Raw genomic sequence first — 21,491 nt, forward strand, 5'->3', positions numbered from 1 at the left:
CCTTTTTAGTTGATTGTCTTTAAGTAGCTATTATCATTTAAAAATAGATAAAGTTCGCCCAAAATTTGCTTCTTTTGTGTTTCGTTTATCAAAGTTGATTTCACTAAGCGCTCGTTTAGAGTGTCTTGGATCTCGTAGATATCATAGTCCATGTCTTCCATAATGTCTAAAATAGACTGGCTCTCAAGTAAATTTGTGATCTTGTAGCCATCATTTGAAAGCTCTATCGTGGCCTCTGTCGGATGGGTGAAGAGGTTGTGTTTCATGCCGATCACCTCTTGATATGCGCCAACTAGGAAAAATCCCAAGAAATAATCTTCTTTTTCCACGTCCACGTCGTGCAAAAGTAGTGGGTTTTTCTCGTCATCATAGCTGATCTCGCCGTCGCTATCGCAGGTGATATCCCAGATCGAAGCTGGCAGAGTAGGGCGTTCATCGAGCCTATCAAGTGGCATGATAGGGAAATTTTGCTTTAGCCCCCAAAAGTCAGGCAAGCTTTGAAAGATTGAGAAATTTAGCAAGTATCTCTCTTGAACCTCTTTTTGAATTTTGGCCAGATCGCTTGAATTACTCTTGTTACCAAGCATCACGACAGCTTTTTTACTAATGAGCCTTAAAAGCACCTCGGCATTTGATCTATCTTGAAGATCAACATATCCAAGGTCAAAAAGTGTTAAAACGCTCTCTGTGTGATGGATAGCGTCGTGCAGGTATTCTAGGGCGTTTGAAGGTTTGATTGATTTATAAAGATCAACTAGCTCGGTTATTAAATTTGGATTGTTTTTCTTTAAATTTAGCTTCTCTTCGGTGTATTCTTGGGAAAATAGCTCAAGCACAGGAGCGACCAAAAGCGCGTGAGAAGCGGCGATATAGCGACCTGACTCTATGAAAATATCTGGCTCGATCTCCTTTTTTTGCTCGCTTATGGTTTTAAGCATATAAACAACGTCGTTTGCGTATTCGTTTAGCGTATAGTTTCTGCTGCTCTCCTCTTTAAACTGCGAGTATTCAATCGCTAGACCGCCGCCTAAATTTATAGCTTTTAAATTTGAGGCACCCATTTTTCTAAGCTCAGCGTAGATGTTGCCAGCCTCGATGAGTGCTTTTTTGAGCGGGTGGATCTCGCTTATTTGAGAGCCGATGTGAAAGTGTATCATTGTGAAGTTTTCAAGTAAATTTGCTTTTTTTAGCATCTTTACAGCTTCTATTAGCTCTGTTGATGTTAGGCCAAATTTAGAGTGTATGCCGCCACTCTTTGCCCAAAGACCCGATCCTGTCGAGTGCAGTCTCACTCTAAGTCCGATTTTTGGTTTTGGTTTAAAGCGCTCTTTTGCGATGGCAATTATCGCTTCAAGCTCATTTAAGCCCTCGATCGTTAGCGTGATGTTGTGCCCCATTTCAGCGGCGATAAAGCCTATATTTATCATCTCTTTATCTTTAAAGCCATTTACGGTTATGGGAGCTTTTTCGTTATTGTAGGCCATAGTTAAAAGTAGCTCAGCCTTACTGCCAGCTTCAAGGCCGTAGTTGTAGGGTTTGCCAAGGCGCACTAAATTTTTTACAAAGCCAGGATATTGATTCACTTTAAGTGGAAATACGGCATTAAAGCTGCCTTTGTAGGCAAATTCTTTCTTTGCTTTCGCAAAGCTTGCGTGGATCTGCTCAATCTGCTTTTGGATAAGGTGTGGAAAGCGAAGCAGTAGCGGCCCTCTATATCCGTCGTCTCTTATCTCTTTTACGATGTCGATGATCGCTGGTTTGCTGGCTGCATTTATACAGACTTTGCCATCTTCTATAACAAAATTTGAATTGCCCCAAATGCTAAGTCCAAAATCATTCATCCCAGCTCCTTTTCAAGCTCATCTAAATTTATCGTTTTTTCATCTTTGGTTTCTAAATTTTTATACCAAATTTTATTCTCTTTCATCTCATTTTCACCCACACAAAGGAAAATTTTTGCCTTTTTAGAGTCGGCATTTTGCAGATGTTTTTGAAGCTTTTTAGCTTCATATGAAATTTCAACCTGATATTTTTTGCGAAGCTTTGAGCCAAGCGCATAGACAAAGTCTAAATTCGTCGCATCAAGCGCGCAAAGATAAACTCCAGCTCGCTCATCCTCAGCTTCACCTAAAATTTCCATTATCCTCTCAACGCCCATCGCAAATCCAACGCCATAACTTGCTCTACCGCCAAGGTACTCTACAAGCCTGTCGTATCTGCCACCACCTGCTACTGCACTTTGTGAGCCGATCTCATTGCTAATAAACTCAAACGCCGTCTTGCAGTAGTAGTCTAGCCCACGAACAAGCTTAGTGTCTATCTCAAATTTAACACCATTTGCCGTTAAAATTTCTTGCAGTTTTGCAAAATCAGCCTGCGCTTCATCGCTTAGGCTATCAGTGATAACTGGAGCGTTTTTGTAAATTTCTTGGCAGCTCTCGACCTTGCAGTCAAGCACTCGGATAGGGTTTAAAAGTTTGCGTCTTTTGCAGTCCTCGCAAATCTTATCGTCGTTTTCATTTAGAAATTTGACAAGCTTTTCTTTGTAAGACTTCATCGAGCTCTCGTCGCCAAGCGAGTTTATCTTTAGGGTTGTTTTGATATTTAGCCTGTTAAAAATTTCGCTCACCATCAAAATAATGCTCGCATCCTCGTAAACACTGCCCTCGCCAAAGCACTCGCAGCCAAACTGGTGAAACTCTCTTAAACGGCCTTTTTGTGGGCGCTCGTAGCGAAACATCGAGCCGTGATAAAAACAGCGTTTTGTCACATTTGCCCTGTCAAGTTTTGCCTCGATAAACGCTCTAACCACGCCAGCTGTGCCCTCAGGACGCAAGCAAACGTCGTTGCCGCCTTTGTCTTCAAACTGATACATCTCTTTGCCCACGATGTCACTGCTCTCGCCGACACTTCTTTTAAAAAGCGCCGTCTCCTCGAGGTGCGGGGTCAAAATTTGCTCATATCCGTAGTTTTTTGCGACTTCCTCGCAGGTTTTTATTATCTGTGCGTAAAGTTTTGCGCGAGCTGGAAGCATATCTTTCATGCCACGAAGTGCCGTTATCATCGCATTATCCTTTTTATTTTTTTGTGATTTTACTTAAAATTTATAAAATTTTCTATCTCTTTTGAAATTAGCTCTATGCTTTTAGACGCGTCTATAAAAAGCGTTTTAAAGCCATTTTTGATAAGAATTTTCTTCATTAGGCTTTGCACTTTTAAAAGATACTCTAGTCCGCGAGCTTCGATCTTATCGCTTGTGCCTCTTGCTTTTAAGCGCGTGCTTATTAGCTCAGCACTTGCTTCAAAAAAGATGATCTTGTCTGCAAATTTATCATTTAGTGCAAATTTATTAAGCTCTAAAAGCACGCTTTCATCTAAGTTTTCATCATTTGCTAAAGCGTAGGCGATGCCTGAGATAAAGCCTCTATCGCTTAAAATCAGTTTGCCTAAATTTGGAGCAACCAGCTTTTCAAAATGCTCAGCCCTGTCAGCTAAAAAGAGTAAAATTTCAGCCCTTTTGCCTATTTTTATGCTTGAGCTTAGTAAAATTTCACGTAAATTTTCACCAAGCTGCGTGCCACCAGGCTCTTTTGTGACGATGGCATCACTAAATTTAGAAGCTAAAATTTCTATCTGTGTGCTCTTGCCAACGCCGTCAATGCCTTCAAACAAAACATACATTTTACGCCTTTAAATTTTTAAGAATTTTTGCTGGCACTAGGTTGCTCACGTCGCCGTCGTGGCGTAAGACTGAGCGGACGATCGAGCTTGAGATGAAGGCGTTATTTAAGCTTGGCATAAGATAAACCGTCTCAAATTCGTCCCAAAGTGCAGCATTTGCGTAACCGATTTGTAGCTCATACTCAAAGTCACTAACCGCGCGAAGTCCCCTGATGACGGTGTTTATGCTGTGTGATTTAGCAAAATCAACAAGCAAGTTATTAAAGCCAAGAACGCTTACGTTTTTTAGCTCGCACACTGCCTCTTTTGCCATTTCTATACGCTTTTCGTGTGCGAACATCGGCTGTTTGCTGTCACTTTTTGCGACTGCGACGATCACTTTGTCAAAAATTTTTGTAGCCCTTATGATAACATCTAAATGGCCGTTTGTGATGGGATCAAAGGTCCCTGGATAGATGCAAGATTTTTTCAAATTTGCCACCTTTTGTAAAGATTATTTTCGATTTTTAAGGCATCAAGCCACTTGCCGATGATGAAATTTTCCATATCAAGAAGGCTCTTTATGCCTGCGTAGTAGCCTAAAACTGGGGGCGCGATGATGGCCCCAAGAGATGAGAGCAGCTGCATCTGAGAAAGTGCGATCGCAGAAAATGGCATCTCTCTAACGCCTAAAACTAAGGTTTGTCTCTCCTTTAGTGCGACACTTGCGGCTCTTGTGATGAGCGTGTCGCTTATGCCGTTTGCAACTTTTGCTAGCGTGTTGGTAGAGCAGGGCGCTATGATCATCGCATCCGTGCCAAACGAGCCAGAAGCTGGGCCTGCGCTAAGGTCTTGATCATCATAAATTTTCACGCCAAGATCATCTAAATTTAGCTTCAAATTTTCCTCAGCCTCCAAAACCTTCATGGCATTTTTACTAACTATGACGTGCGTATCGCAACTATCTTTGGCGGCATTTATTAGCTTTAGAAAAAGCCCAGCTCCGCTTGCTCCGGTAGCTGCAAAAACTATCTTTTTCATCTTATCACTGCCTCATCTTTACCTGAAACTGTGGCCTGTAAAATTTTATTATCTTTTGTTCTTATCTTTATCATATCACCTAAATTTCCATCCTCAAGAGCCTTTACCTCAGCAATTATTTTAACTCCATCCTCGCTTAAAACCGCATTTAGCATTTGACCTTTTTTGACTAAGCTTATGGCGTTAAACTGACGCTTGGTTAAAATTTCACCGCTTTTTATCTGCACTTTTGTTATAAGAGCCAAGCTATTTGAGCTAGAAAGTGCATCTTTTGGCCATTTGCCAAACTCAATCATTGTTGGCTGATAGTCAAGCAGGCTTAAAATGTGGTTTGTATTCATTGAATTTATTGCTATGAAGGCTGGCATTTTAGCATTAAAACTAAATTTAAAATAGATACTTTTTAGACTCAGATCAATATCCTCAAATGAAGCTCTAAATGTACCTTTTTGACTATTTTGATCACCTAAAAATATATTTTTTAGGACGAGCTCTTTAAAATTTGCTGGAAGTTTATTTTGTGGACTAATACTAAGATCACTTATGCTGATACCAGGATATTCATCACTAATTGATCTTAAAAATTGCATTTGAATCTCATCCATAATAGAGCAGTTTTTTACAAAAGCAACGCTTCCACCGCTTTTGTCATTATATGTTTTAAAATTTGCTGTTAAAATTTCATAGAGCTTTTTGCTATCTATCTTGGCTGCTCTTTTGCCCTCTAAGTTTAAAATTTCATTGTCTTCGCCATCAAAGCCAAAAGTACTAAGTGAAATTTGATCATTTAGAACGCAATACATTGGATAAATGCTGACTTCATTTGCAAAAAGTTTTGTGGAAAGTAAAAAAATGAGTATAAAAAAGATGGAGCGGGAAACGAGATTCGAACTCGCGACCCCAACCTTGGCAAGGTTGTGCTCTACCCCTGAGCTATTCCCGCAGTCAAAATGAAGTCCGCATTCTATCAGATTGTTTTTCATTTGTCAAGATTTTATGGAAGTTTTATAAGAGAAATTTCACTATTTTGTAAAATTTCGCTTTGATCTGGGCTAGTTATCAACACAAAATCACTCTTTAAGATATGTTTTATCATGCCTGAGCCATATTTTCCGCCGTCAGTTGCTATAAATTTACCATCAGTTACATTGCCAAATACCGCATTTGCTCTGCCAGATTTTACCTTTAAATTTTCACCATTTACTGCTTTTTGCGTCACAAAACATTCGTCTTTTAAAAGTGGTAAAACAAGCATCATTAGGCATAGATATGCAGCCATTGGATTTCCAGGGAGCACAAAGACAAGATTGCCATCTTTTTCATAAGCCTTGCAGGGTTTGCCAGGTCTTATATCAATATGCGAAAAAATTTCATTGTATCCAAGCTCGCTTAGAACTATTTTCATAAAATCAGCCTCACCAGCGCTTGCCCCACCAGAGCAGATAATAATGTCGTAATTTGCAGCATTTAAAAACGCCTGTTTTACGGCGCTTAGCTCATCTTTTATAATGCCAAGATATGAGCTTTTTTGACCTATGGAGCTTAAAAGTGCGGTGATGCCAAAGGCATTTGCGTTGTAAATTTCATCCTCGCTCGCTCTTTGCCAAGGCTCGATGATCTCATTTCCGCTTGAGTAAACTGCAATGCTTGGCTGCTTTTTTACATCTATAAAGCTTATGCCCTGAGCCGCTAACATCATCACGCTTCTTGTATTTAAAATATCACCACTTTTTAGGAGAATTTCGCCTATTTTCGCCTCTTCGCCTTTAAAGCGGTAGGCATCACCTTTTTTAAGCTTCTCTGGCGCTTTTACAAACTCGCCCTCAACGATGCAGTCTTCAAACCTCATGACCGTGTCAGCACCCTTTGGCATCTTAGCACCTGTCATTATCTTCACGCACTCATTTTTGCCGATGCTTAGCTGCTCTTTGTCGCCTGCAAAGGCGCTTGCGATGATCTTATAAGGTTTATCTTTTTCATCAAATTTGACCGCAAATCCATCAAGTGCTGAGTTGTCAAAGCAAGGCAAGTCTTTTACCGCCACTACATCATTTGCCAATGTTTTACCAAGAGCCATGCTGATAGGTAAAATTTCACTATCTGTTTTTAATTTGAATTTAGATTTAAGCGCATCTAATGCATCATTTAGTAGCATTTTTACTCCTCAAGCCTAGTAATATTTGCACCAAGGCCTTGAAATTTCTCTTCTAAATTTTCATATCCTCTATCAAGGTGATAAATTCTATGTACCAAGCTTTCGCCATTTGCTATAAGAGCAGCTAGTATCAGCGCTGAGCTTGCTCTAAGATCTGTTGCCATTACATCGGCTGCGTTTAGCTTAGCTGGTGCATAAACACTTGCGATATGCCCATTTAATTTAATATCCGCTCCCATTCTAGCAAGTTCACTAACGTGCATAAAGCGGTTTTCAAAAAGCCTCTCATCTATCGTGCTAACGCCATTTGCCGCAAGGCAAAGCGCCATAAATTGAGCTTGCATATCTGTTGGAAAGCCCGGATACTCGGTGGTTCTTATCTCCACTGGTTTTATCTCTTTTGCTGGCAATATCGTGATCTTATCGCCGTCTACTTCGATACCAAAGCCCATCTCTTCAAATTTATTTAAAATGGCTGTCATATGGGCTGCATTTGCCTTTGTGACTGAAATTTTGCTATTTGTTATAGCTCCAGCACAAAGGTAAGTGCCAGCTTCGATCCTATCAGGAATTACTTCAATATCGCAAATTTCAAGCAATTTTTGGCCACTTCCAGTTATCTTTAGCTCGCTTGTGCCGATGCCTTCTATTTTAACGCCACTCTTAGCCAAAATTTCACAAATTTGCACCACTTCAGGCTCAAGTGCTACGTTAAAAAGCTCTGTCGTGCCGTGAGCTAGGGCTGCTGCCATGATGATGTTTTCGCTACCAGTTACAGTGATCTTATCAAAAACGATCTTTGCACCTTTTAGTCCATTTGGTGCTGTTGCGACGACATAGCCTTGCTTTATTTCGATATTTGCTCCCATTTTTTCGAGTGCATTTAGATGCAGATCAATAGGTCTTTGTCCGATCGCACATCCTCCAGGAAGGCTCACTTCGCAGTGGCCAAAACGTGTAAGAAGCGGTCCAAGCGTTAAGATTGATGCTCTCATCTTTCTAACGATGTCATAGTTTGCAGTTGTTGAGCTTACACTGCTTGTGTCTATGCTTAGTGAGTTTTTATCTTTAAATTCGCACTTTGCTCCTAGATTAGTTAGCAGTTGGCAAAGCGTTTTTATATCAGCGACATTTGGGATATTTGTTAAATTTACACTTTTTTTTGCAAGTAAGGTTAGGGCGATGATCGGTAGAGCAGCATTTTTAGCACCGCTTATTTTTACTTCGCCACTTAATTTGGCATTTCCTTTTATCTTTAAATAGTGCATCATTGTTTTTTGCCTTAAGAAAATATGTTTTTTGCCGATATTATATTGCTTTTTAACTTAGAATAAAGAAAGCAAAGCACTATTTCCGGTTCATTTACGTTTAAAAGTTAAAATTGCAAACACTAAAATTTTGGATATAAATATGTCAAATTCAATAAATAAAAAAATCTTTTTTATACTTAGCATTATATTTTTTACAGGTTGTTCTTTTACCTCTAATCAACCGACAACTCCGCAAAATGAAACAAATCAAACCGTAACTTCAAGTGTTGATTTTAGTGAGCAAATGATTGGTGAAATCATAGATGAAGATAATGATAGAGAAGATAAAAAATTTGGTTCTTTTTTTAAAAAATACCTAAATACAAGAGCGGGCGGCGATTGCTCAGGATTTGTTTCTATCGTAAATGCAAAGTATCAAAATATGTATTTTGATGAAAAGACAATAAATCGCTACTACGATAATGGCGGTAGAAAGTCAAAAGCGATCTATAATTTTTATGAAAGTAAAAATTTAATTACTCATAAAAATCCAAAAATAGGTGATCTTGTATTTTTTTCAAATACTCTTGGCAAGGGTGTTCAAAAAAATAAAGATAAGAAAAATATCACTCATGTTGGCATAGTTACTGCTGTACTTGGCGATGAGACAGTAAAATTTATACATAATTCTGGCGGAAAGATAATTCATAGCTATATGAATCTAAAACAAAAAAATGTGCATCTAAAAGGAAATCAAGAGATAAATAGCTACCTTGTAAGATGTTCAAACTCAAGTTGCTTGGCAGCAAATAGATTTGCTGGATATGGCAAAGCAAAATAAATCAGAAATTTTTACTAAAAACCTTTTAAAACAAATACTAGGCTCAAATTTTAAGCATTATTTATATAAATTTACACTCGTAAATACAGATTTAAATAAAGAGAAAATATGAATTTTTTTGATGAAATTTGGGAAATTTTAAATGAAGACGAGATTGGGCTTAAATTTTTAAAATTTGAGCTATTTTATGAGAAATTTAAACGAGATTTTAATATAAATTTTTACGAAAGCTCTAAACCAAACGAGCTAATAACGCCAAGCTACGCAAAATTTTGTGAAGTAGTTAGCATGAAAGAGCTAAACAAAAAAGTAAAGCCAAAGGATAAAAATTTAAATTTTATCCATTCGGTAGCTCATATTGAATTTAGTGCTATTGACATCGCGCTTGATGCTTGTTATAGATTTAGAAATTTGCCAAGAGAATTTTATGAAGACTGGCTAGAAGTAGCTGAAGATGAGATCAGACACTTTTGTATGATAGAAAATTTGCTCTTAAAGTGTGGCGGTAGATACGGCGAGCTAAGTGTGCATGATGGGCTTTTTATCGCACTCCAAAAGACTTCAAGTAGTCTAACTAGTCGTATGGCGCTACTGCCAAGATATATGGAGGCAAATGGGCTTGATGCAAATGCTCATATTATAAAAAGGCTTGAAGGTGAAGGTGGAAATGAAGAGCTGATAGAGTGCCTAAAAGTAATCTTGAAGGAGGAAGTCTCTCATGTTTATAAAGGCGATAAGTGGTTTAAATTTGCTTGTAAAAAAGAGGGCATTGATGAAAATAGCTACTTTGACATTATCTTAAGTTTGTATCCAAATTCATTTAAAAATGTTAGAGAGATCAATGAGCAAGATCGCTTAAAAGCTGGATTTAGTAAAAAAGAGCTTTGCTTGATAAAGAATTTCTCAAAGGAGAGATAGTGAGTAAAATTTATTTCATAAGACATTCAAAAGCGGTTGATGAGAATAAGGATGGAGCAAAAGATGCCTTAAGAGAGCTTAGTCAAAAAGGCAAAGAGGACGCTAAATTTATGGCAAATAGGCTAAAAATGTATGATGTGATGCCAGGAGTCATCTTTTCAAGCAGTGCTAAAAGGTGCGAGCAAACAGCAAAGATTATTGCTAAAACTTTAAAATTTAAAGAAGAGATCAATCTTATAGATGAGCTTTATGATATAAGTTTTGAAGATCTTTTAAAATTTGTTAAAAATATAAATGAGAGTTTGGATGAAATTTTTATCATCACGCACAATCCAAGTATAACTGAAATTTGTGAGTATTTAAGCGATTCGTCAATAGATAATATCCCAACTTCTGGAATATTTTGCGTTGAGTTTGGATGTAAATTTAGTGAGTTGAAAGAGGGCGGCACAAAAGCATTATTTTTTGACCACCCCAAAAAACATCAAAGATAATTTAACACTTTAGTTTTTATCTTTAAAAATTTCGTTATATGAAGTAAAAATTTGCTCGCTTAGATCTTCTATTTTTTTAGACTTATCAACAAAATAATTTAAATTTTGTTCATTATAGCCAGAGGCTGACTTCTCGAGCAAGAGTTTGATTTCATTATTTAGCGACGTTGTAAGTTCTTTTGACTTATCAAAATTTTTATTTTGCTTGTGTTCGCTTATACTCTCGTTCTCATACCAATCTAGCAGACTTTGCGCTAAATCACGTATTTCCTCGCTGTATCCTTGCTCGTTTATAAGGTCAGAGTACACTTTAGTTTTGTAGACAATTTGCGAAATTTTTGCGATTATGGCAAAGGTTTTATTTTCGACATATTTTGATGTTTGAGCGGTATTTTGTGCGTTTGCATTAAACTCGCTCAATACCTTTTTGAAATTTTCTACATTTTGTGTTGTTAGTTTAGAAATTTCATCGATTTTTTTAGAATTTTCATCAATATCATTTACCTCTTGCTGAAGTGTTTTTATATTGACTTCTATGTCGCTTGCGGCTTTTTGTGTGTTTTCAGCTAGCTTTCTTACTTCATCAGCGACTACCGCAAAACCACGTCCATGCTCTCCTGCGCGAGCAGCTTCAATGGCAGCATTAAGAGCAAGTAGATTTGTCTGATCGGCAATATCTTTTATTAAATTTAAAACAGAGCTTATTTCAGAAGCCCTAGTGCTTAGCATGCCAGTAGCATTCGAGCAGCTTTGTACTAGACCATCAAGCTCTCCCATGTTTTGACTAAGCTCGACGATATTTGACATATTTTCTTTTGCTATTTGTGCAGTTTGTCTAGCATCTGTTGCTGTTTGGCTTAAATTTTTGATACTTTCATTTAGATCATCTCTTACATAATTTATACCATTTATACCGTTTCCAAGTTTGTCAAGCTCGCTTGATAGAAGACCTCTAACCTTGCTTTTTTGGCCGTCTTTTATGCCTGTGACACCCTTGCTCATAGATATGGCATTTCGTTTAAATAAACCCCTAAACCCTTCTACAAATATATTTCTATATGTTTTTGAGTTTTGTGCAGCTTGGACTGAGGTTGAAATTTCACGTTGAAGCGCCTCAACCTGATCTAATAGATCATTTATGCCAAGGGCGACTTCATACATCTCGTCCTTTTCTCCAACATTTACAATGCGAGGCTCTAGTATGCCATTTCTTGCCGATTTGACAACATTTAAAATCTCATTTATTGCATTTGATTTTTTCTTAAACATATCTAGAACCTTTGTAAGTTGTTTATAAATTCATCATAGCTTGTTGATTTTTCTTCCAAAAATTTAAATAAATATTTTTTAGACGCTTCAATACCGCCATCTCGTTCTAGCTCAAGTAATTTTGCATAAAGTGGTTTTATGGTTTCTATCGCTTTTGCATTTGGCTTACGTCTAACAGAATAGTAGCCAACGATATTATCTTGCTGATCAAGCGAAGCTGTGATGTTGCCAAATACCCAGTAAAATCCACCATTGAGAGTTTTATTTTTAATAAAGGCAAAAATTTCCTCTTTATTTTGTATGCGTTCCCAAAGTAGCTTGAAAATAACTCTTGGCATATCAGTGTGTCTTATTATATTGTGCGGTTTTCCCAAGAGATCACCTTGTTTTACTCCTACGATATTTAAAAAAGGCTCGTTGCAATAAGTGATCCTTCCTTTTGTATCCGTTTTTGAAACTAAAAATGCGTTCTCATCAACGCCATATTCTCTTTCTATAGGCATTTTACTCCTTTAAATGTTGATTTAATTTTTAACAGCTTTCGCCATATCCCACATTGGCATAAATATACCAAGGGCGAGCAAAAGCACCATAGCTGCGATAAATATTAGTAGTATCGGCTCAATATAGTTTGAAATATTATCAATAATATCATTAAATTTCACTCTATAATAATCAGTAACTTTTTGTGTCATGTCATCTAAGCTACCACTTTGTTCGCCAGCACCTATCATCTGTATAAGCATACCCTCATAAAGTCCAGTTTGCCTAAAGGCCTCGGTTAAGCTTATGCCACGGCCAACCAGTACTTTTACAGCAGTTAGCTTATTTCTTATATCTTGATTTGAAACAGTTACAACGGCGGTATCTAGCGCATCAGCGATAGGAAGTCCTGCACGAACAAGCTCTGTAAATATTAGATTAAATCTACTCATATTTGCAAAAAATATTATCTTACCTACAAGATAGACTTTTAGTAGATATTTATCGACCTTATCCCTAAAATTTTCATCATTTGAATATTGCCTTTTTAGCAAAAAAGCAAATGCGACAAGAACAACTATTATATATATGCCGTAATTGCTCATTATGTATTCAATGTTTAGTAAAATTTTAGTAGGAAGTGGTAGGTCGGCATTAAGCTGGCTAAAAATTTCTCGAAATTGTGGAACAACTGATGTCATAAGCACAATAAAAGCCAAAATTATAGAGCATATTACGGTTATTGGATACCTTATGGCTTTTTTAAATTTTTGCTGGTTATCCCAGACTTCTTGCAAGATAGAAGCTAGCTTTGATAATGCATCGGCCATATTACCAGTACTCTCTCCAAGCCTCACCATGGCAACAGTGACATCGCCTAGCTCTTCTTGAAAATTTTTTATACTTTGCGTTAAGCTCGCACCTTGATTTAGGTCTTCATCTAGCGTTTGAAATATTGTTTTTAGCCTTTTATCCTCGGTAGCATTTGCTGTCTCTTTTATGCCATCATGTATTGATATACCAGCATTAGTCATAACGCTAAGTTGCCTTATGGTAGCAACTAGAGCTGGAATTTTTACTTTCGAAGAAGAGAAAATTTTGTTAAATTTTTCTTGCAAGTCCAAAAAATCATTGTTGATACTTGAGACCTGAGTTTCTTTTATCTTTACTATCATGCCTTGAATATTTACACGATTTTTTACATCATTTTTGCTATTGGCCTTTAGGCTCATCTTTTGGCGTTTGCCATCTTTTATATATTCTATTTCGTAAAATTTCATATCTTGGCAACTCTATATACTTCTTCGATGGTTGTTACACCATTTGCTGCGCGTATAACGCCATCATGGAACATATCTATAAAGCCTTCGTCATAGGCAGCCTTTTTAAGCTCTTCTTTTGAAGCGTTATTTGCTACGATACTTGCTATATGATCGCTGATAGATAATATTTCGCTTATCATTTCACGCCCTAGATATCCAGTCTGTGAGCAGTGTTGGCAACCCACGCTTTTATAAAACTGATAATCTTCAGGGAGAAATTTCTTAATCTCATCAAGAGCTTTTTGAGATAGCGTGACTTTTTGTTTGCAATACGGACAAAGCTTTCTTACAAGCCTTTGAGCCTCAATGCAAACTAATGCACCACTTACTAGATATGGCTCAATGCCCATATCAACCATACGAGGTAAAGCACTAATAGCGTCATTTGTATGAAGCGTGGAAAAAACTAAGTGGCCAGTTAGTGCCGCTTGAATCGCGATTCTAAGCGTCTCTTGATCTCTGATCTCACCTATCATAATAATATCTGGATCTTGCCTTAAAATAGAGCGAAGAGCCGAGATAAAAGTAAGCCCGGCTTTCTCATTGACATGTACTTGTTGGATCATATTTAGCTGATACTCAACCGGATCTTCAACGGTAATAATCTTAGTTTTTACACTTTTTATATCATTTAATGCACCATAAAGCGTAGTAGTTTTTCCAGATCCTGTCGGACCAGTAACTAGGATGATACCGTAAGGTGCTTTCATGCTCTTTTTAAACTTAGCAAAGTTATCTGGATGCATACCAAGGTCTTCAATGTTTATGATAACTTTTGATTTGTCCAAAATTCTTAAAACTATGCTTTCGCCGTTTAAAATAGGTAGCGTAGAGATACGAAAATCGTACTCTTTATCTAAAATTTGAGCTGAAAATCTACCATCTTGTGGGCGACGGCGCTCTGCGATATCCATATTTGAAAGTAGCTTCATTCGGCTTACCATCGGCGGATAGATATCTTTATCAAATATAAATGTCTCGCTTAGCATGCCATCTATCCTGCTTCTTACGATGCAGTTTGTCTCGGTTGGCTCGATGTGAATATCGCTCGCTCTGCTTTGAATAGATGTTTTTAAAATTATCTCAATTAGCTTTAAAATTCCAGAGCTTTCTGTGCTTTGCCCTTGGCTGCTAGAGCTTGAAAGCTCTTTTCTGATCTCTGTAATAACATCTTTTATGCTTTCATTAAGAGCTATTTTGTTTATATATTTTTCTATCTGGGCTGGATCGGCGCAAGCTACTTTTAATAGCTTTCTGTTAAATAAATTTTGAACTTTATCTTGAATGATCACGTCAAAAGGATTTTTAAAAGCAACATAAACGCTTATCTCGTCTTCTTTTACGGGTATGGCGTTATATGATTTTAGCTGCGAGGTGCTTAGTTTTTCACTGATACGGTAGTCGATATCTATATCATCAAGATCAAAAAATGTGATTTTAAATTTATCACATACATATTGAATAAAGCGCTTTTGATCTATCTGAAGACTAGTCGAAATTTCATCAATGTCAGTGTGTCCTCTTCTATAAATATCAGATAGAATTTCAAAAAAAATCTCTTCTTCTAGCATATTTTCTTCAAGCAAAATAGCCAAAAGACTTTTTTCGTTTATCTTTTTTATCTCTATAATCTTTAAAATTTGCTCATCATTTAGTTTATTAAGTTGCTCTAATGTTTTTAGCGTTAAATTTTCTAAATTATTCATCTCTTCTCTTTATCTATACTCAATTTGCGAAGTAAGATCGTCATTTTTAAAAATTTTTAAAATCATTTTTGCAAAATTTGAGCCAGCGATTGCACTAAGCTCATATCTTGTATCTGAATTTGGCTCTTCAAAAATAAATACGCCAAGCTCCTCAACGTATTCTTTTTTGACAAATTTATCAAATATAAATGAAAGAATGTAATCGCTCTTTGGAAGCCTAATATAGCTTATATCAGCCCCATCCAAGATAGCATGAAGCAATAGCTTTTTTTTAAGTAATATATCAGCAAAATATGCTGCGTTCTCTCTTGAGCTTTGTGTTTTTGATAGCTTGCTTGCTGGAAGAGCGAGCCTATCTATATCATTTGTTTTTAAGCAAGATATGCCAAAGATATTAAGAAATTCTTCATTTTGTGAATCTTTTAAAAGATCTTGTATTTTTTGATTACAAATTTTAGGATATTCAGCTTTTTCAAAATAACTTTTAATGTCAGCCGTTCCAAGCGCAAAGGCATTTAATGATAAAAATATAATAAGCAAAAATTTCACAACGTATCACTTTTTATCTTATTTATTAGCTCATTTATCTCTGGCTTATTTTTATTTTTATTATATTCTTCTAATGCACGCAATGCGTCATCTTTTTGCTTTAGCATATATTTTGCCTTAGCAAACATGACCCAAGACTCCTCAATGCTACTATCTAAATTATTTGCCGATAGTGCCCATTTTATAGTGTCGCTATATCTTTTATCTTGATAGCATTTTCTTGCTATTTTAAGGGCGATTTCTGGATTTTTATTTTTATTAAAATTTTCTTTTAGCATAGATATTTCATTGCTTTCACTTGAAATTTGAATATCAATTTTTGGCTTTGTCTTTGGTTCTAGTTCTATTACCTCTTCATTTGGTAGAGGCTGTTCATTTTGTATATTTTCATTTTCAGTTGGTAAATTTAGCTTTAGCCAACCGCCACCACTTCTTTGTTTTTTATCTGGTGTCTGCTCTTTATTATCTTCATTTAGCTTTATGGATTGTTCTAGCTTTTTAGCTATTTTCTCAGCGAGCTCATCTTGTTTCTTATCTGATTCAAACCTCTCTTTTGCCTGCTCACTTTTTTGTTTGCCATCTTCTAAAATATTTTTGCTGATATTGGTTTCAGCAAAGGTTATATTTTTTTCTTTTATATCTGTTTGTATTGTCAAATTTTTCTCAACTAAAGTTGGAGTATTGGTTGTCTCTTTTTTGTTTTTAGCATTTGAGAAAAATAAAAAAGCACCAAAGATAAAAGCAATTAGCAAGATCGTAATTATTAAAAGGCCTAGCTTTTTATGTGATAACAATTTTAAAAAGCTATTTTTATTCTTTTTTTCGTACTCTTCATAAAGCTTTTCTAGCCTTTGAATTTCTTGTAATTCAAGCATGAATTATTCCTGTATCAAGTGCAGACATTGTCAAAATTTTAATATTTGCATCCTCGCTACTTAATTTTGACGGCTGATTTTGTTCATAATATTCACAAATTTCATAAAATTTATACATAATTTTATTTAGTGTGCGTAGATTTCCGCAACAAAGCTCATAGGCTTTGTCATAGTCTTTTTTCTGAAAATTTAGGTATTTATCGTAGCCCTTTTGTCCTATTTTTCTTTGCAAATAAACTATAATTTCATTCGTGTTTGCACTTCCAAGCTCTATACTCTCCCAAATTCTAGTTTGAAAATAGTCTTTTGCTAACACATCTTCATTTTCAGTTTTATGAATCGTAAATAGAAATTTAAATAATCTTGTATCGGCCATTAGCCTTATTTTTTCGATCAGTTCAGTAGGATAAAGTTGTGCTTCATCCAGGATGACAACTATTTGGTTTTGTAAAATTTCATCTTTATTTCTAAATTCTTTTGAGTAGTGTGCAACAAAACTTTCAAAATTATTTATATTATCAAGCTTATTTCCGTATATATCCTCACAAAGAGCTTCTATAAATGTAGCCTCGCTAAAAAAAGGATGTGGAAAAAAAATTAATTTTTTATCCTTTTGAAGATCAGAGGCTATCTTGTTTAACAAAAAGGTCTTTCCACTACCAGGCTTGCCATAAAAAAGTATAAGCTTTAATGGCTTTTTTAGAGCCGAGACGATCTTATTGTAACAAGTGATTGAGTTATCTAGATTAACAAAATCAGCTACTTCGTCTTCGTTGATAAAGATATCTTTTATATCTGTATAAATATTCTTGTTATTCATAGATCGTTTTAGAAAAACCTAAGTCTTTTAGTGATTGATTAAGTGGCTTTTTTTTGTCAAAATCAACTACATGAGGAGTGATGACAAAGATAAGCTCTGTTGTTTTTATATTGTCTCTTGTGCTTTTAAAGACTCCGCCTATAAAGGGGATATCAGAAAGAAGAGGTACAGAAGTATTATTTTTACCCTTTGTCTGGCCTATTAATCCACCAAGAATAATAGTATCACCGCTATCAACTTGAACAACAGTTGATAGCTTCTTTTGCACCGTATCTGGAGCAATCTCTCTTAACGCATTTTGTCTTGTGTCGTCTTCAGCGTATTTAAAGTTACTAAGCGATGGATTGATTCGAAGCATGATTTTGTTATTATCAGAGACTTCTGGTAGTAAATTTAATAATATGCCAATAAAAACAGAGTATTGTTTGTAGGTAGTTGTTAGCCTATCGCTATTGCTGTTTCCATTGTCAGTCTTTTGTTGAACACGGTAGTTTATGTTATCACCAACTGAGATTAGCGCTTGCTGATTATTAAGTGTTGTTACTTTTGGGCTTGATATAACCTTTGTCTTTCCATTTGTTTCAAGAAAATTTATCATTCCATCAAGGCTAAAATTTAAATTAGCTGCAATATTTAATGTGCGTCCAAATCCATCACTTAGGCTATTTCCTTTATTTGTCCAAGTAGCACTTGAGCTCGGATTATTTCTTGAATTACCAATGTATGTATTAAACCCAAGTTCAAATTTACTCCAATCAACACCTTGCTTGTATTCATTATTTAATTCAACTGAGATAATAGAAACATCAATAATTACTTGTTTTTTTAGTCTTTTTTGCATTTCATCTATATATTTTTCGACACGCTTAAGCTGAGAAGGAGTGGCCGTAACAGTGATAAGGCCTGCGTTTTGATTTATGATAGGATCAGGCGCTGTGATATGTTCGCTACTATTATTTAAAATAGCTTTAAGCTCAGCATCTAGTTTTTCCCAAAAGTCAAACCTTTCAGTAGTTTTTATAAGGTTGCTTGAGCCTTGAGAACTATCATCTTGGGAATTATCGCTACTACTTGAACCACTAGAAATTTCAGATGGAGTAGCATCCACTGAAGCTTGGGTGACAGCAGTTCCTTCTCTAATAGAAGTTATATAATCTAGTTTAAAAATTTGAGTTTTTAAAGATGAAATTTTTAATACATTATTTGAAAACTCGTAGCTTAAATTTTTCTCACTTAAAAGCAGGTCAAAAACTTCGCTAAGACTCATATTTCTGATATTAACACCAAAAACTTTATCTTTTAGCTCTGTTTTGCTATAAGTGTCCTTTGCAACAATACTAAAGTTACACATCTCTGAAAGCTGATTTAACACATCTACTAGCGCAACATCATCTGAAATTTTCATATTAAAATTCTTGCTTAAACAACTACTCTCATTAGCACTAGCATAATTCATATTCAAGCAAATGAGTGCACCCATTATTAATATTTTACTTAATCTTAATCTCAACATTTTTACTTCCATTTTTTAAAATTAGCTCTTGTTTTTCATCACCTTTTACTAAAAAAACACTATTTTTAGTAATGTTGGCTATTTTGTAACCATCAACAATATCACCGACAGCATACCATTTGGAATCAATATTTGCTTTGTTTAATAAAATTGCTTTTAAACTAAGTCCTTTTGAAGCTTGAGTGATAATTGATGAATTTTGATCTGTTATCGTCTTGATAGGTTCTTGTTTAAAAGGATTTTTTATGCTCGAAAGCTCAATATCACTAAGACCGCTTCTTTTTTCCTTTATTTTTTCAAAAATTTTATCATAAGAGTCCATTTCCTCTTGAAGCTGATTGGCAAAAGCAATATTTAAAAATAAAAGAGCCAATAAAATTTTTATTTTCATTAGTATTTCATCCCCCAAACAGATATCGAGATCTTAGCGCCAAGCTCTTTTTGGGTAGAATTTACATCCATTTTATGAAGATCAACCACTAGCTTTGATTCTTCAAGGCCATTTATATATGAAAGCATATCTTTAAAACCTCCCAAAAATGTCAAGTCAATATTTAAAATTTGCTCAATTTTTTGGAAATTTGGCTCTTTTATATCACTTTTTAACTCTAAAATTTTTATATTATTTTGCTTCGCTAAAGATACGATATTGTCTAAGAAATTTGCCCAATTTTGATCGTTAAATAATAAAAACGATAGTTCTTTTAGCTTTGAGTCAAAATGAGCATTAAATTTTAAAACGCTAGAATATTTGCCTTTAAGCGTTTCAAGTATTTTTGACTCTTTATTTATTTTAAAATTTTTATCCCCACTAGGTGAGCTAGTCGATCTTAAATAATCTCTTGTTCTTGAAAGATCATTGCTAATTTTAGTATGCGAATTAAATCTTTCATCATAAAAATCTTGCGACGGATCAAAGCAAAGCATATAAACAATATAAATAATAATTAAGGCTGAACCCAAAAAAATTATATTTGTTTCGCTTTGTTTTTTTGCGTCAAAATACTTATCTATTTTACTTAAAACGTCTTGTCTCATTGTCTAATCTCTATACTTATATTACTTTCATACTCGTTGTTTTGCCTATCTTCTTTAATTTTTTTTGTATTTACTGAATATTTAGGCATCTTGCTAATATCTTTTATTAGCTGCGTAATCCTTTTTTCATTATCGCTAACAACTGTTACTGTTAAATTTTTATCGTTATTTTTAATATTTGTTATAAAAATGCTATTGTTGTTTATCATATCGGTAATTTCAAAAAGATTTAAACCTTTCATTACGTAATGATCTTTTTTGTTTTCAATTTCTTGAAGCAACCCTTTTCTAAAATTTAACTTCTCTTCCTCTTTATCAGTTAATCCTTTTATATCATTTTGCTCTTTTTTTAGTTTTTCAAGAGTACTTCTTATTTGTTCTGCTTGTGCATTAAGCACATCAAGCTCATCGCTTAGTCTTTGCGAATCTGCCTCTAAAATACTGCCAGCTATATAATTATAAAGTGGATAGGACATGCTTAGGCAAAAAGCAGCGGCACATGTCAGTATAAATTTACCGCTTTTTCTCTTTGTAAACGGATCAGGTCTAAGCAAATTTGAGAAGTTAAAATCAGCATTAAAGGCCTCTTTTTTGTAAAAATTTGCATACAAAACCATCATGTTATACCGTTCGCTAATGGCTAAATTTTTAGAATTTATTACAGTGCTTGTATTTAATTTCGTAGCATTTGTGCCAAGCTTTGTATTGATGAATTTCTCAAAACGCTCTATCTTATAGTCGCAGTCAATATAGATATTTTTTATATTTATGCCATAGATTCTATTGACAACATTTATCGTGTCATTTACGTAAAATATATAGTCCTCAAAAACAGTATTTAGATCGTAGCTAAAGCCTTCTTCATTGCTATCTAAAAGTCCTCTTGTTTTTAGGATATCTAAAAAGCTTTCTAGGCTTACTCTTTCGCCGCTTTGCTCTATAAATTTATCTTTTAGATAATTTAGTGTGTATCTTAAGCCCCTTGATGTAAGGTATTCTCCATTTACATAAATACTTATAAATGCTTCATCGGCCCTAAATGTCAAAAAACAATCACTCTGAGTGCTAGGAAGTAAGCCTTTTTTATATATAGCACTATATAAAAGCGGCTCTACAACGACATAATCTATAAAAGGTACTCTTTTAGAAATATTTTTAAAAATTTTATTTATCGTTTCATTTGTAGCAATAAAAACATTAAAAATTCTATCTTCTTTTTCAACATTGCTTTCAAAATAAACTATTTTATAGTCAATCACAGGATCAAGAGAGAGCTCTTCGTAAATTTTGATCGAGATATTATTTTCAATATCCTCATCATCTATTGTTCTTGAGATGTTTATAGTAGCTGTTATTATATCTTTGTATTCGATATAAGATATAAAAAAGTCTCGCTTTAGAATATTCTTTGAAAGACTTAGCGTATCGACATTGCTATTAGAAAATCTAAAACCTTCATATTCATAAGGATCTAGCGTAACGATTGAATTATCGTTAATTTTTCTAAGCTTTAACATAAAAATTTACCTCATAATGCTCTAATTGGGCTACATTTTA

22 protein-coding genes and 1 tRNA gene are annotated in these 21,491 nt (G+C 35.0%); 3 read left to right on the forward strand and 20 right to left on the reverse strand.

What is annotated here, in order from left to right:
• Nucleotides 1–5 precede the first annotated feature (5 nt).
• The 9 genes from speA to murA all read right to left on the reverse strand — a co-directional run bounded on the left by speA (nucleotide 6) and on the right by murA (nucleotide 8,127).
• Nucleotides 6–1,841 carry a biosynthetic arginine decarboxylase gene (speA, locus tag CVS84_RS03340; protein WP_084041350.1) on the reverse strand — a complete coding sequence of 612 codons (1,836 nt, stop codon included), beginning with the start codon at nucleotides 1,839–1,841 and terminating at the stop codon, nucleotides 6–8.
• Entirely contained in the window at nucleotides 1,838–3,064 is a 1,227-nt protein-coding gene (gene hisS, locus CVS84_RS03345) for a histidine--tRNA ligase (RefSeq protein ID WP_107691151.1), read from the reverse strand. Before hisS ends, speA begins: the two co-directional genes overlap by 4 nt.
• A gap of 29 nt (nucleotides 3,065–3,093) precedes the next feature.
• On the reverse strand, nucleotides 3,094–3,681 hold the full coding sequence (gene tmk / locus CVS84_RS03350; RefSeq protein WP_107691152.1) for a dTMP kinase: 588 nt from the start codon (nucleotides 3,679–3,681) through the stop codon (nucleotides 3,094–3,096).
• Nucleotide 3,682: 1 nt separating this feature from the next.
• The gene (gene coaD / locus CVS84_RS03355; RefSeq protein WP_107691153.1) at nucleotides 3,683–4,153 is read right to left on the reverse strand and encodes a pantetheine-phosphate adenylyltransferase; all 471 of its coding nucleotides are present in this window, start codon (nucleotides 4,151–4,153) and stop codon (nucleotides 3,683–3,685) included.
• Nucleotides 4,150–4,701 carry a UbiX family flavin prenyltransferase gene (locus tag CVS84_RS03360; protein ID WP_107691154.1) on the reverse strand — a complete coding sequence of 184 codons (552 nt, stop codon included), beginning with the start codon at nucleotides 4,699–4,701 and terminating at the stop codon, nucleotides 4,150–4,152. Before CVS84_RS03360 ends, coaD begins: the two co-directional genes overlap by 4 nt.
• Nucleotides 4,698–5,504 (reverse strand): flagellar basal body P-ring formation chaperone FlgA, encoded by an 807-nt coding sequence (gene flgA / locus CVS84_RS03365; protein ID WP_107691155.1) that lies wholly within the window; start codon nucleotides 5,502–5,504, stop codon nucleotides 4,698–4,700. The genes CVS84_RS03360 and flgA overlap by 4 nt, the downstream gene beginning before the upstream one ends.
• A gap of 65 nt (nucleotides 5,505–5,569) precedes the next feature.
• Nucleotides 5,570–5,644, reverse strand: a tRNA-Gly gene (locus CVS84_RS03370).
• A gap of 51 nt (nucleotides 5,645–5,695) precedes the next feature.
• Nucleotides 5,696–6,856, reverse strand: coding sequence for a molybdopterin molybdotransferase MoeA (locus CVS84_RS03375; protein ID WP_107691156.1), 1,161 nt, complete (start codon nucleotides 6,854–6,856; stop codon nucleotides 5,696–5,698).
• A gap of 2 nt (nucleotides 6,857–6,858) precedes the next feature.
• Nucleotides 6,859–8,127: a UDP-N-acetylglucosamine 1-carboxyvinyltransferase gene (murA, locus tag CVS84_RS03380; RefSeq protein ID WP_107691157.1), complete on the reverse strand. Its 1,269-nt coding sequence runs from the start codon at nucleotides 8,125–8,127 to the stop codon at nucleotides 6,859–6,861.
• 139 nt (nucleotides 8,128–8,266) lie between these two features.
• Here murA and CVS84_RS03385 point away from each other — a divergent pair, with 139 nt between their 5' ends.
• From CVS84_RS03385 to CVS84_RS03395, 3 genes are all read left to right on the forward strand, one after another.
• Nucleotides 8,267–8,947: an NlpC/P60 family protein gene (locus CVS84_RS03385; RefSeq protein WP_072594208.1), complete on the forward strand. Its 681-nt coding sequence runs from the start codon at nucleotides 8,267–8,269 to the stop codon at nucleotides 8,945–8,947.
• A 108-nt stretch (nucleotides 8,948–9,055) separates the two neighbouring features.
• Complete coding sequence (locus tag CVS84_RS03390; RefSeq protein WP_107691158.1) at nucleotides 9,056–9,865, forward strand: ferritin-like domain-containing protein; 810 nt, start codon at nucleotides 9,056–9,058, stop codon at nucleotides 9,863–9,865.
• Nucleotides 9,865–10,359, forward strand: coding sequence for a SixA phosphatase family protein (locus tag CVS84_RS03395; RefSeq protein ID WP_107691159.1), 495 nt, complete (start codon nucleotides 9,865–9,867; stop codon nucleotides 10,357–10,359). The genes CVS84_RS03390 and CVS84_RS03395 overlap by 1 nt, the downstream gene beginning before the upstream one ends.
• Nucleotides 10,360–10,368: 9 nt before the next feature.
• Here the strand turns inward: CVS84_RS03395 and CVS84_RS03400 are convergent, their stop codons facing one another.
• The 11 genes from CVS84_RS03400 to CVS84_RS03450 are packed head-to-tail and all read right to left on the reverse strand — an operon-like array spanning nucleotide 10,369 to nucleotide 21,451.
• Nucleotides 10,369–11,628: a methyl-accepting chemotaxis protein gene (locus tag CVS84_RS03400; protein ID WP_107691160.1), complete on the reverse strand. Its 1,260-nt coding sequence runs from the start codon at nucleotides 11,626–11,628 to the stop codon at nucleotides 10,369–10,371.
• A gap of 2 nt (nucleotides 11,629–11,630) precedes the next feature.
• Complete coding sequence (locus CVS84_RS03405) at nucleotides 11,631–12,131, reverse strand: PAS domain-containing protein (protein WP_107691161.1); 501 nt, start codon at nucleotides 12,129–12,131, stop codon at nucleotides 11,631–11,633.
• Nucleotides 12,132–12,152: 21 nt separating this feature from the next.
• Nucleotides 12,153–13,391, reverse strand: coding sequence for a type II secretion system F family protein (locus CVS84_RS03410; protein ID WP_107691162.1), 1,239 nt, complete (start codon nucleotides 13,389–13,391; stop codon nucleotides 12,153–12,155).
• Nucleotides 13,388–15,139 (reverse strand): GspE/PulE family protein, encoded by a 1,752-nt coding sequence (locus tag CVS84_RS03415; RefSeq protein WP_054196613.1) that lies wholly within the window; start codon nucleotides 15,137–15,139, stop codon nucleotides 13,388–13,390. The genes CVS84_RS03410 and CVS84_RS03415 overlap by 4 nt, the downstream gene beginning before the upstream one ends.
• Before the next feature lie 9 nt (nucleotides 15,140–15,148).
• Nucleotides 15,149–15,688: a hypothetical protein gene (locus CVS84_RS03420; RefSeq protein WP_054196614.1), complete on the reverse strand. Its 540-nt coding sequence runs from the start codon at nucleotides 15,686–15,688 to the stop codon at nucleotides 15,149–15,151.
• The gene (locus CVS84_RS03425; protein WP_107691163.1) at nucleotides 15,685–16,563 is read right to left on the reverse strand and encodes a transformation system protein; all 879 of its coding nucleotides are present in this window, start codon (nucleotides 16,561–16,563) and stop codon (nucleotides 15,685–15,687) included. Before CVS84_RS03425 ends, CVS84_RS03420 begins: the two co-directional genes overlap by 4 nt.
• Nucleotides 16,556–17,383, reverse strand: a complete 828-nt coding sequence (locus CVS84_RS03430) for an ATP-binding protein (protein ID WP_107691164.1) — start codon at nucleotides 17,381–17,383, stop codon at nucleotides 16,556–16,558. The genes CVS84_RS03425 and CVS84_RS03430 overlap by 8 nt, the downstream gene beginning before the upstream one ends.
• A complete protein-coding gene (gene mshL, locus CVS84_RS03435) occupies nucleotides 17,376–18,896 on the reverse strand; it encodes a pilus (MSHA type) biogenesis protein MshL (protein WP_107691165.1) in 1,521 nt (506 codons plus the stop codon). Before mshL ends, CVS84_RS03430 begins: the two co-directional genes overlap by 8 nt.
• Complete coding sequence (locus tag CVS84_RS03440; RefSeq protein WP_199906101.1) at nucleotides 18,874–19,287, reverse strand: hypothetical protein; 414 nt, start codon at nucleotides 19,285–19,287, stop codon at nucleotides 18,874–18,876. The genes mshL and CVS84_RS03440 overlap by 23 nt, the downstream gene beginning before the upstream one ends.
• Nucleotides 19,287–19,934, reverse strand: coding sequence for a pilus assembly protein PilO (locus tag CVS84_RS03445; protein ID WP_107691166.1), 648 nt, complete (start codon nucleotides 19,932–19,934; stop codon nucleotides 19,287–19,289). Before CVS84_RS03445 ends, CVS84_RS03440 begins: the two co-directional genes overlap by 1 nt.
• Nucleotides 19,931–21,451: a C4-dicarboxylate ABC transporter gene (locus tag CVS84_RS03450; RefSeq protein WP_107691167.1), complete on the reverse strand. Its 1,521-nt coding sequence runs from the start codon at nucleotides 21,449–21,451 to the stop codon at nucleotides 19,931–19,933. Before CVS84_RS03450 ends, CVS84_RS03445 begins: the two co-directional genes overlap by 4 nt.
• Nucleotides 21,452–21,491 lie beyond the last annotated feature (40 nt).

It is taken from the genome of Campylobacter concisus, assembly GCF_003048575.1.
In the GTDB taxonomy this organism is placed as follows: Bacteria; Campylobacterota; Campylobacteria; order Campylobacterales; family Campylobacteraceae; genus Campylobacter_A; species Campylobacter_A concisus_U.